Below are 15,943 nucleotides of genomic sequence, written 5' to 3'. Positions count from 1 at the left end.
ATTCAGACGGTGGTGTCAAGGCGACACCGCCGAAACGGATCAAATCACTCCGCAGCAACACCCTTAGCGCTGGTCTCACCAAACATGTCCGGGCCTTCGTCCGCGACTTCTTCTTCGTTCGCGGCCTTGGCGGTGCGGCGCTTGTCGAAGCTCGACCATACGTCCTGCCAATTGCCCGTCGTCGCGCCCTTGGAATATTCGGTGGCGCGGGTTTCGAAGAAGTTGGCGTGCTCCACACCGTTCAGCAGCGGGGCGAGCCAGGGCAGCGGGTGGTCTTCGACCATGTAGATGGTCGGCAGGCCGAGCTGCTGCAGGCGCCAGTCCGCAATGTAGCGGATATACTTCTTGATTTCCTTCGCCGTCATGCCGGGCACGGGGCCGTCCTCGAAAGCGAGATCGATGAAGGCATCTTCCAGGCGCACCGTTTTCTGGCACATGTCCATGATGTCTTCCTTCACCGCCTTGGTCAGGCAGTCACGCTCCTGACAGAAGGCGTGGAAGAGGCGGGTGATGCCTTCGCAGTGCAGGCTTTCATCGCGCACCGACCAGCTGACGATCTGACCCATGCCCTTCATCTTGTTGAAGCGCGGGAAGTTCATCAGCATGGCGAAGCTGGCGAAGAGCTGCAGCCCTTCGGTAAAGCCGCCGAACATCGCCAGCGTACGGGCGATATCCTCGTCATTGTCGACGCCGAATTCCTGCAAATAGTCGTGCTTGTCCTTCATTTCCTCATATTCGAGGAACATGCCGTATTCGCTTTCGGGCATGCCGATCGTATCGAGCAGGTGGGAATATGCCGCGATATGCACCGTCTCCATGTTGGAGAAGGCGGCGAGCATCATCTTCACTTCGGTCGGCTTGAACACGCGGCCGTATTTCTCGTGGTAGCAATCCTGCACCTCGACATCGGCCTGAGTGAAGAAACGGAAGATCTGCGTGAGCAGGTTCCGCTCATGATCGGAGAGATTCTGCGCCCAATCGCGGCAGTCCTCACCCAAGGGCACTTCTTCCGGCATCCAGTGCACCTGCTGCTGCCGTTTCCAGAACTCATAGGCCCAGGGATATTCAAAGGGCTTGTAGGTCTTGCGGGCTTCGAGCAACGACATGTGGTGGTCTCCGGTGTTTGTGCGAATGACTCATATAGGGAATCACAGGCGTGATTCGATAGCAAGCATGGACTTTGTGTCGGGGATAATTCGCCGGATAAGGTGCATGCTTTAGGTCAGGTGCCGGAACAGGCGGCCTTGCGGATGGGTTGATGGGGTACGAACCCGCTGAAATTCAGGAGCACCCCGCCATGGCCGAGAAAAAGTACGATTACGAACCCGGAGACAGCCGCGCCGTTACCCATCAGGAAGAGCCCGATGGCGCAGGCCTTGTCGCCACCGGTGCGCGCGAAGACGAAGCCCGCAAGCGCGCCGAGGGCGAGCGTCCCGATATCGAGAACAATCCGGACGACGACATTATCGAACGCGCGATCGAAGACGGCGCCGAGGGCCTGACCGATGCGATCAGGAAGAAGTTCGCGAGCGAGTAAGACTCCTCGCGGCGCTGATACAGGGGGCGGGCCTCGGCTCGCCCCTTTGCGTTTGAATTGATGGGTTTTTGCGACCGGCCGTGGGAACGCGGTTTTACCGTCGAACGTTTTCTCCATGCGTGAACAATTCCGGCGCGCTGGAGAGAGAGAATGACTACGAAATCGCCTGCCGATCAGTCGAACCGAGACACATTGCCGCCGCCCCCACAGCAAATCGATCCGCCGCAAATTGCGCAATCGGTCACCCAGATGCATCAGGTCGGTGTGCGGGCCGAAAATGCCCCACAAGTACGTCGGGGCCCGCAGCACAAGCAGAGCACGCGCGCTCGCCATGCGGATGGCTCGCTCGCCAATGGTTTTGTGAAGTAGGGACAGCTCGCCGACTCACCCCGCCCTGCTAAAGGAGTCTCAACGTTCCGGCTTGTTGATGCGGCGCGAGATTTCGAGACCGATCAGGATCGGTGTCGCCCACAGCCAGGTCAGCAGACCGGCCTCGCGCCAGCCGCCGTTTTCGGGCAGCCGCATCGAGCAACCGTAGATCTCCAGCAGGTTCTGTGGCTGACAGGTCGAAGGCCAATAGGCGTCCGCATACAGGTAGATGCCCAGCCCGAACCACGCCACTTGCGCGACGTAAAGGACGAAAAACCGCGACACGCCGATCTCGCCGTATCCATGGTGCGTCGGAAAGCGTTTGTTGGCTCTGCTACCCATGCGATTTCCATACGCCCGGATTGGTTAAAAAGGCCTTACGAAAAACGAGGCGTGCATCAGAAACGACGAGTTGAGGAACGTGCCCCGCGCCCCTCCGTTGGTTAAGTAAGACGCTAATTTGAAAGGCTAATTACTTTATGTTTGAGAAGCTACGCATCAGTGAACACATGGAAGTCACCAATTCGGAAGGCGAGCATGTCGGCACCGTGGACGCGGTGGAGAATGACAAGATCAAGCTCACCAAGTCGGACAGCTCGGATGACATGCACCACTTCCTGAGCATGGACGATGTGGACCGCGTGGACGACAATCGCGTATACCTGAAAAAGGACGCACGCATCCCGACGGGTCTCGGCAACAAGGCCGACGCCACCGTCTGATAGAACTACAGTTTCTGCCAGTCCGCGAGGACGGCAGCAACAGGAGCCCGGCGCTCGCCAAGCCTCAAGGAGGCTGGCGAGGCCGGGCTTCGCGTTTGTGGTGTCAGCCCCTGCTCTTCGACCCGAAGAAACTGCCCCCGCCGAGCACGGTGATGCCGAGGAAGAAGCCGAAATCGTACCAGCCGCCCGAATTGGGCACGGCATAGACCGCGATGTCGTCACTGAAGAGCGAGCCGATCCATGCCCAAGGGAAGATAAATCCGTGCAGCAGGCCCCACCAGAAGCCGGGTGCGGCAGGCTCTGCAGAGACGCCCGCATCGATCTGGCTCGCGCAGGCTGACAGCAGCAGGGCGAGGCCCACGGCGATGGCAATTCTCTGGAACATGGCGGAATTCTCCTCCCGGCGTTTCATCCCACAGGCCTGATATAGATCGCGAAGGCGACCATGAACAGCATGGTCAGCCCCATGATGAAGAACTTGCGCGCGCCCGCCACGTCGCCGCCGCGCATCAATACGGATCCGCGCCAAGCATTGAGAATGGCGAGCACGCCAACCACGACGATGGCGGAGATAAACAGCGTGTCATTGTCCATGATTGCCTCCCCCTATGCAGCGGTGAGCAGGTTGTTGATGATCCACCAGATCATCGGCACGAAGATCACCGCCAGCACCATATGCGCGCAGCCCAGCGCGGCGCCCGAGCGCCCCGATTTGCGCATTCGCCAGCCATTCACGAACACCAGCACCGCAAGCACCGTGCCCACGATCCCGACAATCATCGGTATATTCCCGTCCACGCGCGTCCCCTCATCCCCGTCAGCTGGAACGGCAGAGCCTAACGGTGATTTCTGGCGCGGGGAAGCTCTGCTGCGCCGCCTACGACCAATTCATCACAAAGCAAATCGCCCTCCCGGGCCTAAGCTCGGGAGGGCGATTGTGTTTCCGTATCGATCCGGCCTGGATCGAAAACCTCCTACTGACAGGCGAGACATTCCTCGTAATCGGTCTGCTCTGCGGCCAGCTCGAACTTCTGCGCATCGGCGGTGTTGTCCGCTTCCACGCCGCCGGCGAAACCGGCGCGCTGCACGCTCTTGCTGCGCAGGTAATAGAGCGACTTGATGCCCTTTTCCCACGCCTGGAAGTGCAGCATCATCAGGTCCCACTTGTCGACATCGGCGGGGATGAAGAGGTTGAGGCTCTGCGCCTGATCGATGAAGGGCGCACGATCGGCGGCGAATTCGAGCAGCCAGCGCTGGTCGATTTCGAAGCTGGTCTTGAACGCGGCCTTTTCCTCGTCGGTCAGGAAGTCGAGATGCTGGACGCTGCCGTTCTTCTCGAGGATGGAGTTCCACACATTGGTCGAGTTCTTCGACTTCTTGTCGAGGATCTTTTCCAGATGCGGGTTCTTCACCACGAAGCTGCCCGACAGGGTCTTGTGGGTGTAGATGTTCGCCGGGATCGGCTCGATACAGGCACTGGTGCCGCCGCAGATGATGGAGATCGACGCGGTCGGCGCGATTGCCATCTTGCAGCTGAAGCGTTCCATCGCGCCCATTTCCTCTGCATCGGGGCACGGGCCGCGTTCCTTGGCGAGCATCATCGATGCTTCGTTCGCCTTGGCATTGATGTGCTTGAACATTTTCAGGTTCCACACCTTCGCCATCGGGCTTTCGAAGCCGATTTGCTTGGCTTGCAGGAAGGAGTGGAAGCCCATGACGCCGAGGCCGACCGAACGCTCTCGCGCAGCGGAATATTTGGCGCGGGCCATCTCGTCCGGCGCGCGGTCGATATAGTCCTGCAGGACATTGTCGAGGAAGCGCATCACGTCTTCGATGAACTGCTTGTCGCCATTCCACTCTTCCCACTTTTCGAGGTTGAGCGAGGACAGGCAGCAAACGGCGGTGCGATCGTTGCCGAGGTGGTCGACACCTGTCGGCAGGGTGATTTCCGAACACAGGTTCGAGGTCGAGACCTTGAGGCCGAGATCGCGGTGATGCTTGGGCATCATGCGGTTCACCGTGTCGGAGAAGACGATGTAGGGCTCACCCGTGGCGAGACGCGTTTCGACCAGCTTCTGGAACAGCGAGCGGGCATCCACCGTCTTGCGGACGCTGCCATCCTTGGGCGAGACGAGATCGTAGCTTTCGCCAGCGCGCACGGCTTCCATGAAGTCGTCCGTCACCAGCACCCCGTGGTGCAGGTTCAGCGCCTTGCGGTTGAAGTCGCCCGAGGGCTTACGGATTTCGAGGAATTCCTCGATTTCCGGGTGGTGGATGTCGATATAGCAGGCCGCCGAGCCGCGCCGCAGCGAGCCCTGCGAAATCGCCAGCGTGAGGCTGTCCATCACGCGCACGAAGGGAATGATGCCGCTGGTCTTGCCGTTGAGGCCAACCGGCTCACCAATGCCGCGCACATTGCCCCAATAGGTGCCGATGCCACCGCCCTTCGAAGCGAGCCAGACATTCTCGTTCCACGTGCCGACGATGCCATCGAGGCTGTCCGAAACCGAGTTCAGGTAGCAGCTGATCGGCAGGCCGCGGGTGGTGCCGCCGTTCGAGAGAACGGGCGTTGCGGGCATGAACCACAGGTTGGAAATGTAATCATACAAGCGCTGCGCATGCTCGGCATCGTCCGCATAATAATCGGCGACGCGGGCGAACAGGTCCTGATATTTCTCACCCGGCAACAGGTAACGATCGGTGAGCGTTTCCTTGCCGAATTCGGTCAGGTTCGCATCGCGCGATTCGTCGATCTTCACGTCGAAACGGCGCGGCAGGATGCTCTTGGAATCGCTCTTGGGCTTGACGGCTTCCGTCATGGCAGCCTTGGTCGCTTCGGCCATGGCGCCAGCGGCAGCTTCGGCCACCAGCTCTTCGCTTCCGGCGTCTTTCTTATCCATGCTTACTGCCTTTGCCTTTTTCGGAGCTGTTTTTTCAGATGCGGGCTTTTCAGGAGCGTCGGTCGTCATGTTTTCGTCCAGTCCCATTGCCGCATCGTCTCCGTTTCGAAATTCCATTTGCCCCGTTCCCGTTTCTGCCAGGCGTGGGGATGATCCCCAGCCGCCTGCGTTTTTGTTCCGCTTGTGTTCGACTCGGGGTTGTCACCCCTATGTAGTCATTCACAACGCTTTTTCACATGGATGGGCGTGGAATCTTTATCCCCCGCCCATCACCAGATCACCCACTGCATCGTCCACAATGTCCCTGTTCTCTCCGCCGGAATTCGCCGAATCCGGGCCCCTCGTGCGAATCCGCACGTAGGGAGGAAAAACAAGGTCTAGTGGGTAGCCCCGCAGTCACGACCACAACCCATAGTGAATCGGCAGCGGGTGAGACGCAAGAGGGTTAAAAGCGATTTACCGCCAATTGGTGCCGCGAATTTGCGGTGTGTTGCAACGACAAGACACCGCGACGCGTGGAAAGTCCACGGCTCGCGCGATGCGCAAGGGGTAAAATCAATCTGCGGAAAAAAATCTGTGCAGTTTCACAAATGCGATTCAAAATGAGCGATCCGTGAATCAATCGAATCCGGGCGTGAAATTTTCGTTCGATTTGTCCACCGCTCGTCTCCCCGCGCTGGACGCGAGGGGCGAAGCCGCTAAGCATTGGGCAATCATTTTCAGGCAGGAGCCAGCCTTGTCATGATCGCCTTTCTGAAAGCCATACCCTTCGGCGCATTGCTCGCCTTGATCGTCGCCCTGTTCATGGGCTCAGGCGGCGCGACGGGCGGCATGCTGAACATCTTCCAGGTCGATGTGGTTTTGCCCGAATACGGGATCGATTTCGATTTCTACTGGAGCTGGATGCTGTTCCTGGGCGGAACCTTCCTTGCCTTCGTCTTCATCCTGATGATGGGGGATTGAGGGATTTGCAGATAGTCAGGCTTATCCCGTGCACTCTGTTTGTTGCTCTCGCTAGCTGTCAGGCGACACCAGCCCCGATCGCTCCCATTGTGGCGCAAGACGCTGTTTTGCCAGACGCAGAGGCTATTGCGGAGATCGAGAGGGGGTTGGAGATCTGGGCCCGCTTCAACGTTGAGATGCCCACTGAGCAACCGGTGATAGTCATCACAAGCACGGAAGCTCACCACATTAGCCGCACCGCGAGCACATTGGCTTGGCAAGACGGCGACGGCCTATGGCAGCTCGCGCAAATCCGTCAGTTGGATCCGTGGGGGTCGATCCGTACAGAATACGAATTACTGGGTCATGATAGTCAAATGCTCGACACTGCGCTTGTCGAGCGCTTAGAGGCACTACTTCAGAGTGCATCTGTATATGACGCGTATCTAGACAGAACTGGGACGCCAGCGACCGAAACCTCTTATCACACCATGCAAATCATTTCGGACCACGGGCAGATTACCCTCGATTGGGGTGGGCTTCTTGCCGGCCCCGAAGGTGAAATCGCTGATATCGTGCTCAGTATTTGAATGTAGCCCGCAGCGTTGAGCCTTCCGGATTGGTCTCATCCGTTGTAGATTGGACTAGTTAAGCCGGTCCGAACCTAAGGCACCAGCACCGTATCCTCCACCACGTCCGCTGTCTCCGGATAGTCGAGCGTGTAATGCAGCCCGCGGCTTTCGTGGCGTTTGAGGGCGCTCTTTACGATCAGGTCGGCGCATTGGTGGAGGTTGCGCAGTTCGATGAGGTCGGTCGTCACGCGGAAGTGGCCGTAGTAGTCGCGGATTTCCTCGCCGAGCAGATCGATGCGGTTGCCCGCGCGTTCCAGCCGCTTGGTGGTGCGCACGATGCCGACATAGTTCCACATCATGCGGCGGATTTCGGTCCAGTTCTGCTTGATGACGACTTCCTCGTCCGAATCGGTGACGCGGCTTTCATCCCATTCGCGGATCGCTGGCGGCGCTTCGAACCCGTCCCAGTTTTCGAGGATATGCTTGCCCGCCGCTTCTCCGAACACGAAGCATTCGAGCAGGGAATTGGACGCGAGGCGATTGGCGCCGTGCAGGCCGCTTTCAGTGACTTCGCCCGCAGCATAGAGGCCGGGCAAATCGGTGCGTCCGTCCAGATCGATCACCACGCCGCCGCAGGTGTAATGCTGTGCGGGCACGACAGGGATCGGCCCCTTGGTCATATCGATCCCCAGCCCCATCAGCTTTTCATGAATGGTCGGGAAATGATGCGTCACGAAATCGGCGGGCATGTGGCTGATGTCGAGATGGACGTAATCGAGGCCGTAGCGCTTGATCTGGTCGTCGATCGCGCGGGCAACCACATCGCGCGGAGCAAGCTCCATCCGCTCGGCGTCGTAATCCTCCATGAAGCGGTGACCGGTTTCGGGGTGGAACAGCCGCCCGCCCTCGCCGCGCACCGCCTCTGTAATGAGGAAGTTTTTCACCTCCAGATTGTAAAGGCAGGTCGGGTGGAACTGCATCATTTCCATGTTGGACACGCGCGCGCCTGCCCGCCAGGCCATCGCGATCCCGTCTCCCGTCGCGCCGCGCGGAGCGGTCGAAAACTGGTAGACGCGGCCCGCGCCGCCTGCCGCAAGGATCGTGGCCTTGGCGGTGTAGGTTTCCACCTTTCCGGTCGTCACATCGAGCGCATAGGCACCCCAAACGCGGCCCGATCCTGAATATTTTTCCGCATTGCGGCCGGTGATGAGATCGACGCAGGTGCGATCGGGCAGCAGGGTGATGTTGGGATTTTCCTCTGCCGCCTTGAGGAGAGCCGCCTGAACTGCCCAGCCGGTCGCATCATCGACATGGACGATCCGGCGATGCGAATGGCCGCCCTCGCGCGTCAGGTGCAAATCGCCGCTCTCGCGATTGAAAGGCACGCCAAGCTCGCACAGGCGATCAATCGCGGCAGGTGCGCCCTCGATAACGAATTCGACCGTGTCGCGATCATTCAGCCCGGCGCCTGCCACCATGGTATCGCGAATGTGGTCCTCGAACGTGTCGCCCGCATCGAGCACTGCCGCAATGCCGCCCTGCGCCCAGGCGGTCGAGCCGCTGTGAAGCGTACCCTTGGCGAGGACCAGAACCTTGCACTTTTCCGCCAGCGTCAGCGCCGCCGTAAGCCCCGCCGCGCCCGAACCGATGATGAGAACGTCTGATTGGATTGCTGTCATGCCCCGCTTGAACACGCGCCGGGGCTGCGGCGCAAGAGCCTACTGCATCGGCACGTATTGGCACTCGTAGAAGGACATCTCTTCATCCATCGGCATTGACGAGACCGTTATCATGGCGCGGTAGCCTTGCGCCGGGTGCTCCATTCCGTATTCGGTGCCGCTTGGCCCTACCAAATAACCCTCCGCGGCCAGCACTTCGGCCACGCGCTGGAAGGGTTCGTCAAATTCGAAAATCGGTTGCCCCCAGTCACCGTTCACATTGTTCCAGCCGATGGCATCCAGCTTGAGCCCGTGCCACGTAGCGTCGAACCGAATGTAGCCATAGGCCACCTCCCCTTCGGATCCGCGATCATAGCCCGTGGCGGCGTTGCGGGCGACGGTGGGAAGCCGATCAATCGGGTTGGCATCCGGATCGAGCATGACGGTCATTTTCGCCATGATCAGATTGGGATCGGTCATGCAGTCAGAAGGGTCGACATAGAAAAAAACATCCGAAAGCTCGGGCCGCGATTGTGCGGGCGCGCTTTCTCTGGCGGGTTCTGTAGCACCTGTCGCTTCGCTTGCCGTATCGCCTTCCGAACCTACTTCACCGGACTCTTCTACGAGTGCTCCAAACATGTTGTCACCATCTTCGGTGGCAGCGCCCGTGTCGCCGCAGGCAGCAAGCATGGCGATGATCGGAATTATGGCAATACTGCGAGTTTTCATGGCTTTCCCCCTCCTGGACCTCTGCCACACTGACAGGTGATACGCATCTTATTGAGGGGTTTGCGTCGCCTTCGTCAACTCCACGAACACGTCTTCCAGATCCGCCTCGCGGGTTGTCACATCCTCGATTGCGTAGCCGTGCTCCTGCACCTTGGCGAGGACTTGCCCGGCGGTCGTTTCGCCCTTGTCATAGGTGACTTCGAGGACGCGCGGCTCGACCACTTCAGCCTTGATGAAAGCCTCTTCCATGATCGGGCCGCCAAGGTCTTTGTCCACCTGCACGCGGACGATCTTCTCTCCCATCATGCCGATCAGCTCGCGCGTCGGCTTGTTGGCGATCAGCTCGCCGTGATTGATGATGGCGACGCGCTCGCACAGCTCTTCGGCCTCTTCGAGATAGTGCGTGGTGAGCACCACGGTCACGCCCTCTGCATTCAATTCGCCCACCAAGTCCCATAGCTGCTTGCGCAGTTCGACATCGACGCCAGCGGTGGGTTCATCGAGCACGAGGATAGGCGGCGAATGGACCATGGCCTTGGCAATCAGCAGCCGCCGTTTCATCCCGCCCGACAGCGTGCGGGCATAGGCATCGCGCTTGTCTTCCAGCCGCACGGCCTTGAGTAGCTCTTCCGAACGCCGCAGCGCTTTCGCAACGCCATACATGCCGCTCTGGTTTTCCAGCACTTCATATGGCGTGAAGAACGGATCGAAGACGATTTCCTGCGGCACGATGCCGATGTTGAGCTTCGCATTGCGGTGATCGCGATCGATATCGTGACCCCAGATTTTCACGCTGCCGCCGGTCTTGTTCACCAGCCCGGCCATGATGTTGATGAGCGTCGACTTGCCCGCCCCGTTGGGACCGAGCAGCCCGAAAACCTGTCCTTCCGGCACATCGAAGCTGACGCCTTTCAGCGCTTCTTTCGGACCGGATTTCTTGGTCCCGGCATAGACCTTTTTCAGGTCGCGGATTTCGATTGCGGCTGACGGTTCGGTGTTTGACATCGCTGCGCTCTTTGGGGCTTTTCCGGAGCGGCGTAAAGCGATAGAGGCAAAGCCATGACTGACGCACCCGAAACCACCCTTGTCGATTCCGCCCGCGTCTGGTGCGATGGCGCCGGCGATATTCGCGGCGGCGAGAACTATCTGCCCGCCAGCCTTGGCCATCCACGCGTGTGGATGCAGATCGATGCTTCGGGATTTGCCGATTGCGGCTATTGCGATCGCCGTTTCGTGCTGAAGGGCGGCCCGGCCGATGATGGCAATGTGCCCGATGTCTCCGCCACCGGCGCAGATGCCAAGACGGCGCGCAAGAACCCGGCTTACTGAGGAACAAAAGCCTCCTGTCAGCTTAGGTTCAGTGATAGAGTGTTACATATTGCCGCTCACATGGACCGTTTAGGAGACTTTTGATGAAAATCGCATTCGCAGCAGCAGCCACCGCCGCGCTGGCGCTCTCCGCCCCGGCCATGGCGCAGGATCGCGCTGAGCGCATTCAGCAGCGCTCCGATGAAGCTTTTGCCGAACTGGTTGAAGACCGCCAGGTTTCCGGTGAAGCGCAATCATGCATCAGCATTTTCAATTCCAATCGCCTGCGCGTGGTCGAGAATGTAGGCCTTGCCTATCGCATCGGCGATACGCTGTGGGTCGCGCGCACGACGCAGCCTGACGCCATCGGCCCGTGGGATGTTCCCATCATCGAGCGGTATGGCAGCCAGCTTTGCCGCCACGATGTGACACGCACGATCGACCGCACGAGCGGCATTTTCTCGGGCGTCGTCTTCTTTGAGGACTGGGTGCCGTATACCGAAGTGCAAAGCGCCGAAGGCTAAGGCTTAGCGCGCGCTCCGTGGCACTCGCACACAGGCGATGGGCCGCGAGCCTGCTCCACTTCTGGTTTTACGAACTCACACCCGCCGATTGGTGGGGCGGTTCCGACCACATAGACGCACAATGCGAAAAGCGCTTCCGGCGAGAGCTGGAGGCGCTTTCGTCTTTGCGGCCCGAAAATTTCGTCATCGATCCGCAAATGGCATTGGCTGGCGTGCTGTTGTTCGACCAGATGCCGCGGAATATCTTCCGCGGTACTCCAAACGCCTTTGCTTTCGATCCGCTGGCCCGGGGCATCGCCCATACCGCGCTGGACTGCGGCTTCGAGCAGGCGTTACCATCGCGACATGCGCAATTCCTCGCCATGCCATTGATGCATAGTGAGGATATCGCAGACCAATTGCGTTCGCTGGAAGCTTTCCGGCGGATCAATGGCGGACGCAATCTCAGCTTCGCGCGCAGCCATCACCGCATGATCGCGCGCTTTGGCCGCTTCCCGCACCGAAACGATATCCTCGGCCGGAAAACCACAGCCGCAGAGCAACGCGCAATCGACGCCGGGTTCAGCTGGTAACTCAGCCCTTGGGCTTCACCAGCTTGGCGGGGCGCATGCGCTGTGCTTCGCTGAACAGGCCGTAAGTCTTGTTCACATAGTTCGACACGTCGGTGATCGAATTGACATAGCTTTCCAGCTCTTCGGTCATTTCCTGTTCGACCAGCCGAACGCGCGCAGACGGGTTCTCGGTCTCGAACGAGACGTAGAACCACGGCTCGCCGCGCTTGAGAACCAGCGGCTGCGAAATATCGTACCACTCGAAGGCCCATGCGAGCGGGCGGGGCCAGATATGGATCGGGAAACGCCCGCCCATCTGCACGCCGGGACGCGGGGTGGGAAACCAGTGCAGATAGGGCGCGGTCTGCACCACGTAGCAAGGCTGGTCCGCCACAAAGACATAGGGCGCGGTGAACTGCACAATCGGGCGGTTGGGATCGCGCCATTCATTGGGCGGCTGGACGATGAACAGGTTGGCGCGGCCTTGCGGGCGCATGGCCGATTGTTCGCCGTCGGCATCGACCAGCTGGATTTTGCCCTGCGCGTTCTTTTCGAACTTGAGTGTCAGGTCGACGGGGCACGGCACGACGAAATGGCGGCGGTCGAAATCGATAGCAGCCGGGCAAGCCTGGATACTCTTGGCGCTGGCCGCCTTGGCATCGGAGCGGCTGAAGGTCTTGGGCGGCGCCCAGATGGCATCGCCATTGCCCGGCCAGCGCACCGTCCAGCCGACGGTTACCGTGCGCGGCTTGCCCCGTGCCTCCGCCTCATCCGCACCGGCATCTTCGGCAAAGTAATCATCCCAGCTCATTCAATCGGTCCCGCCCGTTTCAGCATAATATTCGCACATCTCGCTGACCGGGCATTCCCCGCATTTGGGGCTGCGCGATGTGCAGATGCGCTTGCCGAACTGGATGAGCCAGAAGTGCCCATCGCGCAAGGCCCAGTCGGGGGTTCTTTCTTCGAGCTGCTCAGCGGTCTTGTCGGCGGTTTTCGCCTTTGTCAGGCCGATGCGATTGCACACGCGGTGGACATGCGTATCGACCGCGATCACGTCCTCATCGAAGACGAAGCTCATGACGATATCGGCACATTTGCGGCCAATGCCCGGCAGGCTGAGCAGCCCCTCTCGCGTGCGCGGAACCACGCCATCGTGATCGGCGAGCAGCGCGGTACAGAACTTGCGAATATTGCGCGCCTTGTTGTTGTAGAGCCCACACGGCTTGATCGCTGCCGCGACCTCCTCATCGCTCAATTCCAGCATCTGCTGCGGCGTGCGCGCGAGGGCGAACAGCGCTTTGCTGGCCTTGGCCGTATTGCTGTCGAGCGACTGCGCGGACAGCATGCAGGAAATGCAGCTGCGGAACGGATCGGGTTGCCCCTTGGGCCCTTTCGCGTCCTTCGTGCGCCCCGGCATGGCCTCGGCCAGGCGGCGGTAAACTTCTTCAACCTGTTTTTTATCGAGCATGCCAATTGAGCGTTTGGTCGCCTTGCCGGTTCCGGTTCGCAAAAGCGCGCATCAGCGAAACCAGCCGAGCGGGCGCATGCGCTGCCCGACATGGCGATACCCTGCCGCCGTGAGATGATGCCTGTCGAAAATGAGCCACTCTCCGTCAGCGATCAGGGCGCAACGCTGCTCGGCCATTGCGCAGAATGCATCGCGTTTCTCGATTGTGCGGAAGGCAACGCCGCGACGCTGCAATTCCTCCTCGAGCGTCCGGAAGAAGCGATCGCGGCTGAAGAGCATATTGTCGAACATGACACGCTCCGTTTCCTCACCGGTGATCCCCCGGCGTGCCATATTGTAGCTAAGCGAGGAGGCATGGGTGAAATCTGCCGGGCCGACCACGGTCACCGCCTTGCCGCGCTCCTCCAGCATCTGCGCGAAGTCCGCAACGTTGCTGGTGGTGGTCGCATTCCAGTTCGCCACCAGCACGATCTCATCGGCAGATTCCAAGAAGCCGAGGTCGCGTAATTTTCCCCAGGTCCTCTGGCAACGCTGTCTCATCGGCGCGTCCTCGAATGAAGCCGCCATGCATTCATCATCCATGCGCGTGTAGCGGAACTGCGTTTCTGCAAAATCGCCGAATTGCGTCGCGACATAGAAGTCGATGGCAAGGGAGTCGCCAAGCACCACAACCTTGCGGAGATCGTCATCGGCAAAAGGGCGCCGCGCGCCGGACATGATCCGGCTGCGGTCAGCACGCCGGGATCGCTGCGCGGTTTCCACATCCAGAACCGTCTCGCGCATTTCGGGCGACAAGCGGCTGTGCTTGAAATCGCGCAGGCCGTCGGTGAAGTGGATTGTCATGCCCAATGCGGCCAATCCTGCCGACGCTGCGAGGGCGAGGCCGAATACGGTCTTACGGCTCGCCACGGCTTTTCTCGCGGGCTGCTCGATGAGCACATATGTCGCGATGGCCATGACCAGGCTGACCCCGATCAGGCCAAATGTCAGCGCATTCGCGCCAAGCTCATAACCGAGCGATCGCGCGACCGCGAAAATCATGTAGTGCGAGAGGTACCAGCTGTAGCTGACGAGCCCGATCCAGACGAGCCAGCGGAGCCCGAGGATCTGCGCCGAAAGGCTTCGCCCATGCGAGAATGCGATAATGAGAGCGCAGCCGAGCACGGGGAGCGCGGCGGAAAGACCGGGAAACGGGATAAGCGGGTCGTAGGAAACCACGGCCCACCCAATCATGATCAGACCAGCAAGGGCCACCAGCGGATTGGCCGCGGGTAGCCGCCAATTCTGCGCTGCGAGAGCGAGACAACCGCCGACCGCGAGCTCCCAGAAACGCGTGGTGACCGAATAGAAGGAAAAGGTCGCGCTGTATTCGAGCATGACCTGCGCGTGGACGAGGCTGGCGAACGCCAGCACTGCCAAGCCCGCCAGTGCCCACATCCGCGACCGCCTCAGCAGCAGCATCAGCAGCAAGGGCGCGATCAGATAATATTGCTCTTCGACCGACAGGCTCCACGTGTGCAGGAGCGGCGCCGTTTCCTGAAAGTCGTTGAAATAGTCGGTCTTGCGAATGAACAGTATGTTCGACGCCAGCAGCGCAAGCGCGGCGAGCGATTGCCCGAATTGCTTCAGGAAATGCGGCGGGTAGAGCCAGATCGTCAGCACCGCAGCGAAGGCCGCGTAAAAAAACAGCGCGGGCAAGATCCGCCGCACGCGCCGCTCGTAAAAGCCCGACAACGAGAATTCCCCGTCGGCAATTTCGCGCCCGATGATCGAGGTGATCAGAAAGCCGCTGATGACGAAGAATACATCGACCCCCACGAAGCCGCCGGAAAAGCCGGGGATGCCCGCATGGAACAGGATGACGGCAAGGACCGCGATGGCGCGCAGCCCGTCAATCTCCGGCCGGTAGGCGATCGCGCTCGCCCTGTGTTTTTGCGACGCTGACAGTGGGCGGCTTTCCGTCATTCCTGACCGGTGGCACAATCTTGCCGGATCGGACAGGCCTCGCAACGCGGTGCGCGCGGCCGGCAATGGACCTGGCCAAGGCGTTTCACCAGCAGGTGATGCTCATCGATATCCTCGGCGCTCCACTCTTCCGGCAGCAGCGGCATCAGAGCGTCATAGGCGCGCGCGGTATCTGCCTTGGGCGGGACAAGCCCTGTACGCTGCATCACGCGGCGGTGGTGGCCATCGATCACCAGCGCGCGGCGGCGAAAGATGCTGGTGTTCATGACGCCAGCGGCAATCTTGCGGCCGACCCCGGGCAGGTCCTCCAGCCATTGCATTGCCATATCGTCGGGCAGGTTGGAGAGGTGGCGCAAATCCACCGCGCCGCGCTCAAGGCGGATCTTGCGAAAACTGGCGCGCAGCCGCTCTGCCGCGACGGATGGGAAAGTCTGGCCCCGCAGCAGCTCTTCCAGCTCACCGAGGTCGGCATCGGCCACCGCATCCCAGCTGCCATAGCGCGCCTTGATCGCATCGGTGGAGGCGTTGGAAATCGCGGTCTTGCTCTGCGCGCCGATCACGCCCTGCACCAGCACCCACACCGGATCGCGGCGTTTATCGTCAGGCCGGACGATCCGCCCGAAAGCCCGGATCAGCGCCGCATGAATACGCTCGAGCGTTTGCGTTCGCGGATCGGGGCCGAGTGGAAGCTGCACGAA

21 protein-coding genes are annotated in these 15,943 nt (G+C 60.3%); 8 read left to right on the top strand and 13 right to left on the bottom strand.

Going from position 1 to position 15,943, the window contains the following annotated elements; all coding sequences use genetic code 11:
* Positions 1–44 precede the first annotated feature (44 nt).
* Complete coding sequence (locus tag O2N64_RS05915; protein WP_197919819.1) at positions 45–1,106, bottom strand: ribonucleotide-diphosphate reductase subunit beta; 1,062 nt, start codon at positions 1,104–1,106, stop codon at positions 45–47.
* A gap of 191 nt (positions 1,107–1,297) precedes the next feature.
* Between O2N64_RS05915 and O2N64_RS05910 the strand changes: the two genes are divergently transcribed.
* Complete coding sequence (locus tag O2N64_RS05910; RefSeq protein WP_271079354.1) at positions 1,298–1,537, top strand: hypothetical protein; 240 nt, start codon at positions 1,298–1,300, stop codon at positions 1,535–1,537.
* Between the two features lie 150 nt (positions 1,538–1,687).
* Positions 1,688–1,906 (top strand): hypothetical protein, encoded by a 219-nt coding sequence (locus tag O2N64_RS05905; RefSeq protein ID WP_271079353.1) that lies wholly within the window; start codon positions 1,688–1,690, stop codon positions 1,904–1,906.
* 39 nt (positions 1,907–1,945) lie between these two features.
* On the opposite strand, the gene O2N64_RS05900 is transcribed toward O2N64_RS05905, so the two are convergent.
* Positions 1,946–2,248: a hypothetical protein gene (locus O2N64_RS05900; RefSeq protein WP_271079352.1), complete on the bottom strand. Its 303-nt coding sequence runs from the start codon at positions 2,246–2,248 to the stop codon at positions 1,946–1,948.
* 137 nt (positions 2,249–2,385) lie between these two features.
* On the opposite strand from O2N64_RS05900, the gene O2N64_RS05895 reads away from it, so the two are divergent.
* Positions 2,386–2,628: a DUF2171 domain-containing protein gene (locus tag O2N64_RS05895; RefSeq protein ID WP_271079351.1), complete on the top strand. Its 243-nt coding sequence runs from the start codon at positions 2,386–2,388 to the stop codon at positions 2,626–2,628.
* A 103-nt stretch (positions 2,629–2,731) separates the two neighbouring features.
* Here the strand turns inward: O2N64_RS05895 and O2N64_RS05890 are convergent, their stop codons facing one another.
* From O2N64_RS05890 to O2N64_RS05875, 4 genes are all read right to left on the bottom strand, one after another.
* Positions 2,732–3,013, bottom strand: a complete 282-nt coding sequence (locus O2N64_RS05890; RefSeq protein ID WP_271079350.1) for a hypothetical protein — start codon at positions 3,011–3,013, stop codon at positions 2,732–2,734.
* A gap of 23 nt (positions 3,014–3,036) precedes the next feature.
* The gene (locus O2N64_RS05885; protein ID WP_271079349.1) at positions 3,037–3,222 is read right to left on the bottom strand and encodes a hypothetical protein; all 186 of its coding nucleotides are present in this window, start codon (positions 3,220–3,222) and stop codon (positions 3,037–3,039) included.
* A 12-nt stretch (positions 3,223–3,234) separates the two neighbouring features.
* Positions 3,235–3,426: a hypothetical protein gene (locus O2N64_RS05880; RefSeq protein WP_197919826.1), complete on the bottom strand. Its 192-nt coding sequence runs from the start codon at positions 3,424–3,426 to the stop codon at positions 3,235–3,237.
* 176 nt (positions 3,427–3,602) lie between these two features.
* Positions 3,603–5,645, bottom strand: a complete 2,043-nt coding sequence (locus O2N64_RS05875) for a ribonucleoside-diphosphate reductase subunit alpha (RefSeq protein WP_442866745.1) — start codon at positions 5,643–5,645, stop codon at positions 3,603–3,605.
* 624 nt (positions 5,646–6,269) lie between these two features.
* Between O2N64_RS05875 and O2N64_RS05870 the strand changes: the two genes are divergently transcribed.
* Both O2N64_RS05870 and O2N64_RS05865 read left to right on the top strand, forming a co-directional pair.
* The gene (locus tag O2N64_RS05870) at positions 6,270–6,491 is read left to right on the top strand and encodes a hypothetical protein (RefSeq protein ID WP_271079348.1); all 222 of its coding nucleotides are present in this window, start codon (positions 6,270–6,272) and stop codon (positions 6,489–6,491) included.
* Positions 6,492–6,580: 89 nt separating this feature from the next.
* A complete protein-coding gene (locus O2N64_RS05865) occupies positions 6,581–7,060 on the top strand; it encodes a hypothetical protein (RefSeq protein ID WP_271079347.1) in 480 nt (159 codons plus the stop codon).
* Positions 7,061–7,134: 74 nt separating this feature from the next.
* Here the strand turns inward: O2N64_RS05865 and nadB are convergent, their stop codons facing one another.
* Genes nadB through O2N64_RS05850 form a run of 3 tightly spaced genes read right to left on the bottom strand, consistent with a single transcriptional unit; the run spans position 7,135 to position 10,434 of the window.
* Positions 7,135–8,721 (bottom strand): L-aspartate oxidase, encoded by a 1,587-nt coding sequence (nadB, locus tag O2N64_RS05860; protein WP_271079346.1) that lies wholly within the window; start codon positions 8,719–8,721, stop codon positions 7,135–7,137.
* A 39-nt stretch (positions 8,722–8,760) separates the two neighbouring features.
* Positions 8,761–9,429: a hypothetical protein gene (locus tag O2N64_RS05855; protein WP_271079345.1), complete on the bottom strand. Its 669-nt coding sequence runs from the start codon at positions 9,427–9,429 to the stop codon at positions 8,761–8,763.
* Between the two features lie 48 nt (positions 9,430–9,477).
* A complete protein-coding gene (locus tag O2N64_RS05850; protein ID WP_271079344.1) occupies positions 9,478–10,434 on the bottom strand; it encodes an ABC transporter ATP-binding protein in 957 nt (318 codons plus the stop codon).
* A gap of 54 nt (positions 10,435–10,488) precedes the next feature.
* On the opposite strand from O2N64_RS05850, the gene O2N64_RS05845 reads away from it, so the two are divergent.
* The 3 genes from O2N64_RS05845 (at position 10,489) to O2N64_RS05835 (ending at position 11,833) form a co-directional block, all read left to right on the top strand.
* Complete coding sequence (locus O2N64_RS05845) at positions 10,489–10,758, top strand: zinc-finger domain-containing protein (protein WP_271079343.1); 270 nt, start codon at positions 10,489–10,491, stop codon at positions 10,756–10,758.
* A gap of 83 nt (positions 10,759–10,841) precedes the next feature.
* Positions 10,842–11,261 (top strand): hypothetical protein, encoded by a 420-nt coding sequence (locus O2N64_RS05840; protein WP_271079342.1) that lies wholly within the window; start codon positions 10,842–10,844, stop codon positions 11,259–11,261.
* A 17-nt stretch (positions 11,262–11,278) separates the two neighbouring features.
* Entirely contained in the window at positions 11,279–11,833 is a 555-nt protein-coding gene (locus O2N64_RS05835) for a DUF924 family protein (RefSeq protein ID WP_271079341.1), read from the top strand.
* 1 nt (position 11,834) lies between these two features.
* On the opposite strand, the gene O2N64_RS05830 is transcribed toward O2N64_RS05835, so the two are convergent.
* Genes O2N64_RS05830 through O2N64_RS05815 form a run of 4 tightly spaced genes read right to left on the bottom strand, consistent with a single transcriptional unit; the run spans position 11,835 to position 15,940 of the window.
* Positions 11,835–12,623: a hypothetical protein gene (locus O2N64_RS05830; RefSeq protein WP_271079340.1), complete on the bottom strand. Its 789-nt coding sequence runs from the start codon at positions 12,621–12,623 to the stop codon at positions 11,835–11,837.
* A complete protein-coding gene (locus O2N64_RS05825) occupies positions 12,624–13,280 on the bottom strand; it encodes an endonuclease III domain-containing protein (protein ID WP_271079339.1) in 657 nt (218 codons plus the stop codon).
* 51 nt (positions 13,281–13,331) lie between these two features.
* Entirely contained in the window at positions 13,332–15,245 is a 1,914-nt protein-coding gene (locus tag O2N64_RS05820; protein ID WP_271079338.1) for an acyltransferase family protein, read from the bottom strand.
* On the bottom strand, positions 15,242–15,940 hold the full coding sequence (locus O2N64_RS05815; protein WP_271079337.1) for an endonuclease III domain-containing protein: 699 nt from the start codon (positions 15,938–15,940) through the stop codon (positions 15,242–15,244). The genes O2N64_RS05820 and O2N64_RS05815 overlap by 4 nt, the downstream gene beginning before the upstream one ends.
* Positions 15,941–15,943: the final 3 nt, after the last annotated feature.

It is taken from the genome of Aurantiacibacter sp. MUD61, from assembly GCF_027912455.1.
In the GTDB taxonomy this organism is placed as follows: Bacteria; Pseudomonadota; Alphaproteobacteria; order Sphingomonadales; family Sphingomonadaceae; genus Alteraurantiacibacter.
The sequence above is the reverse complement of the archived record's forward strand: the minus strand, read 5'-3'. Positions and strand labels throughout refer to the sequence as shown.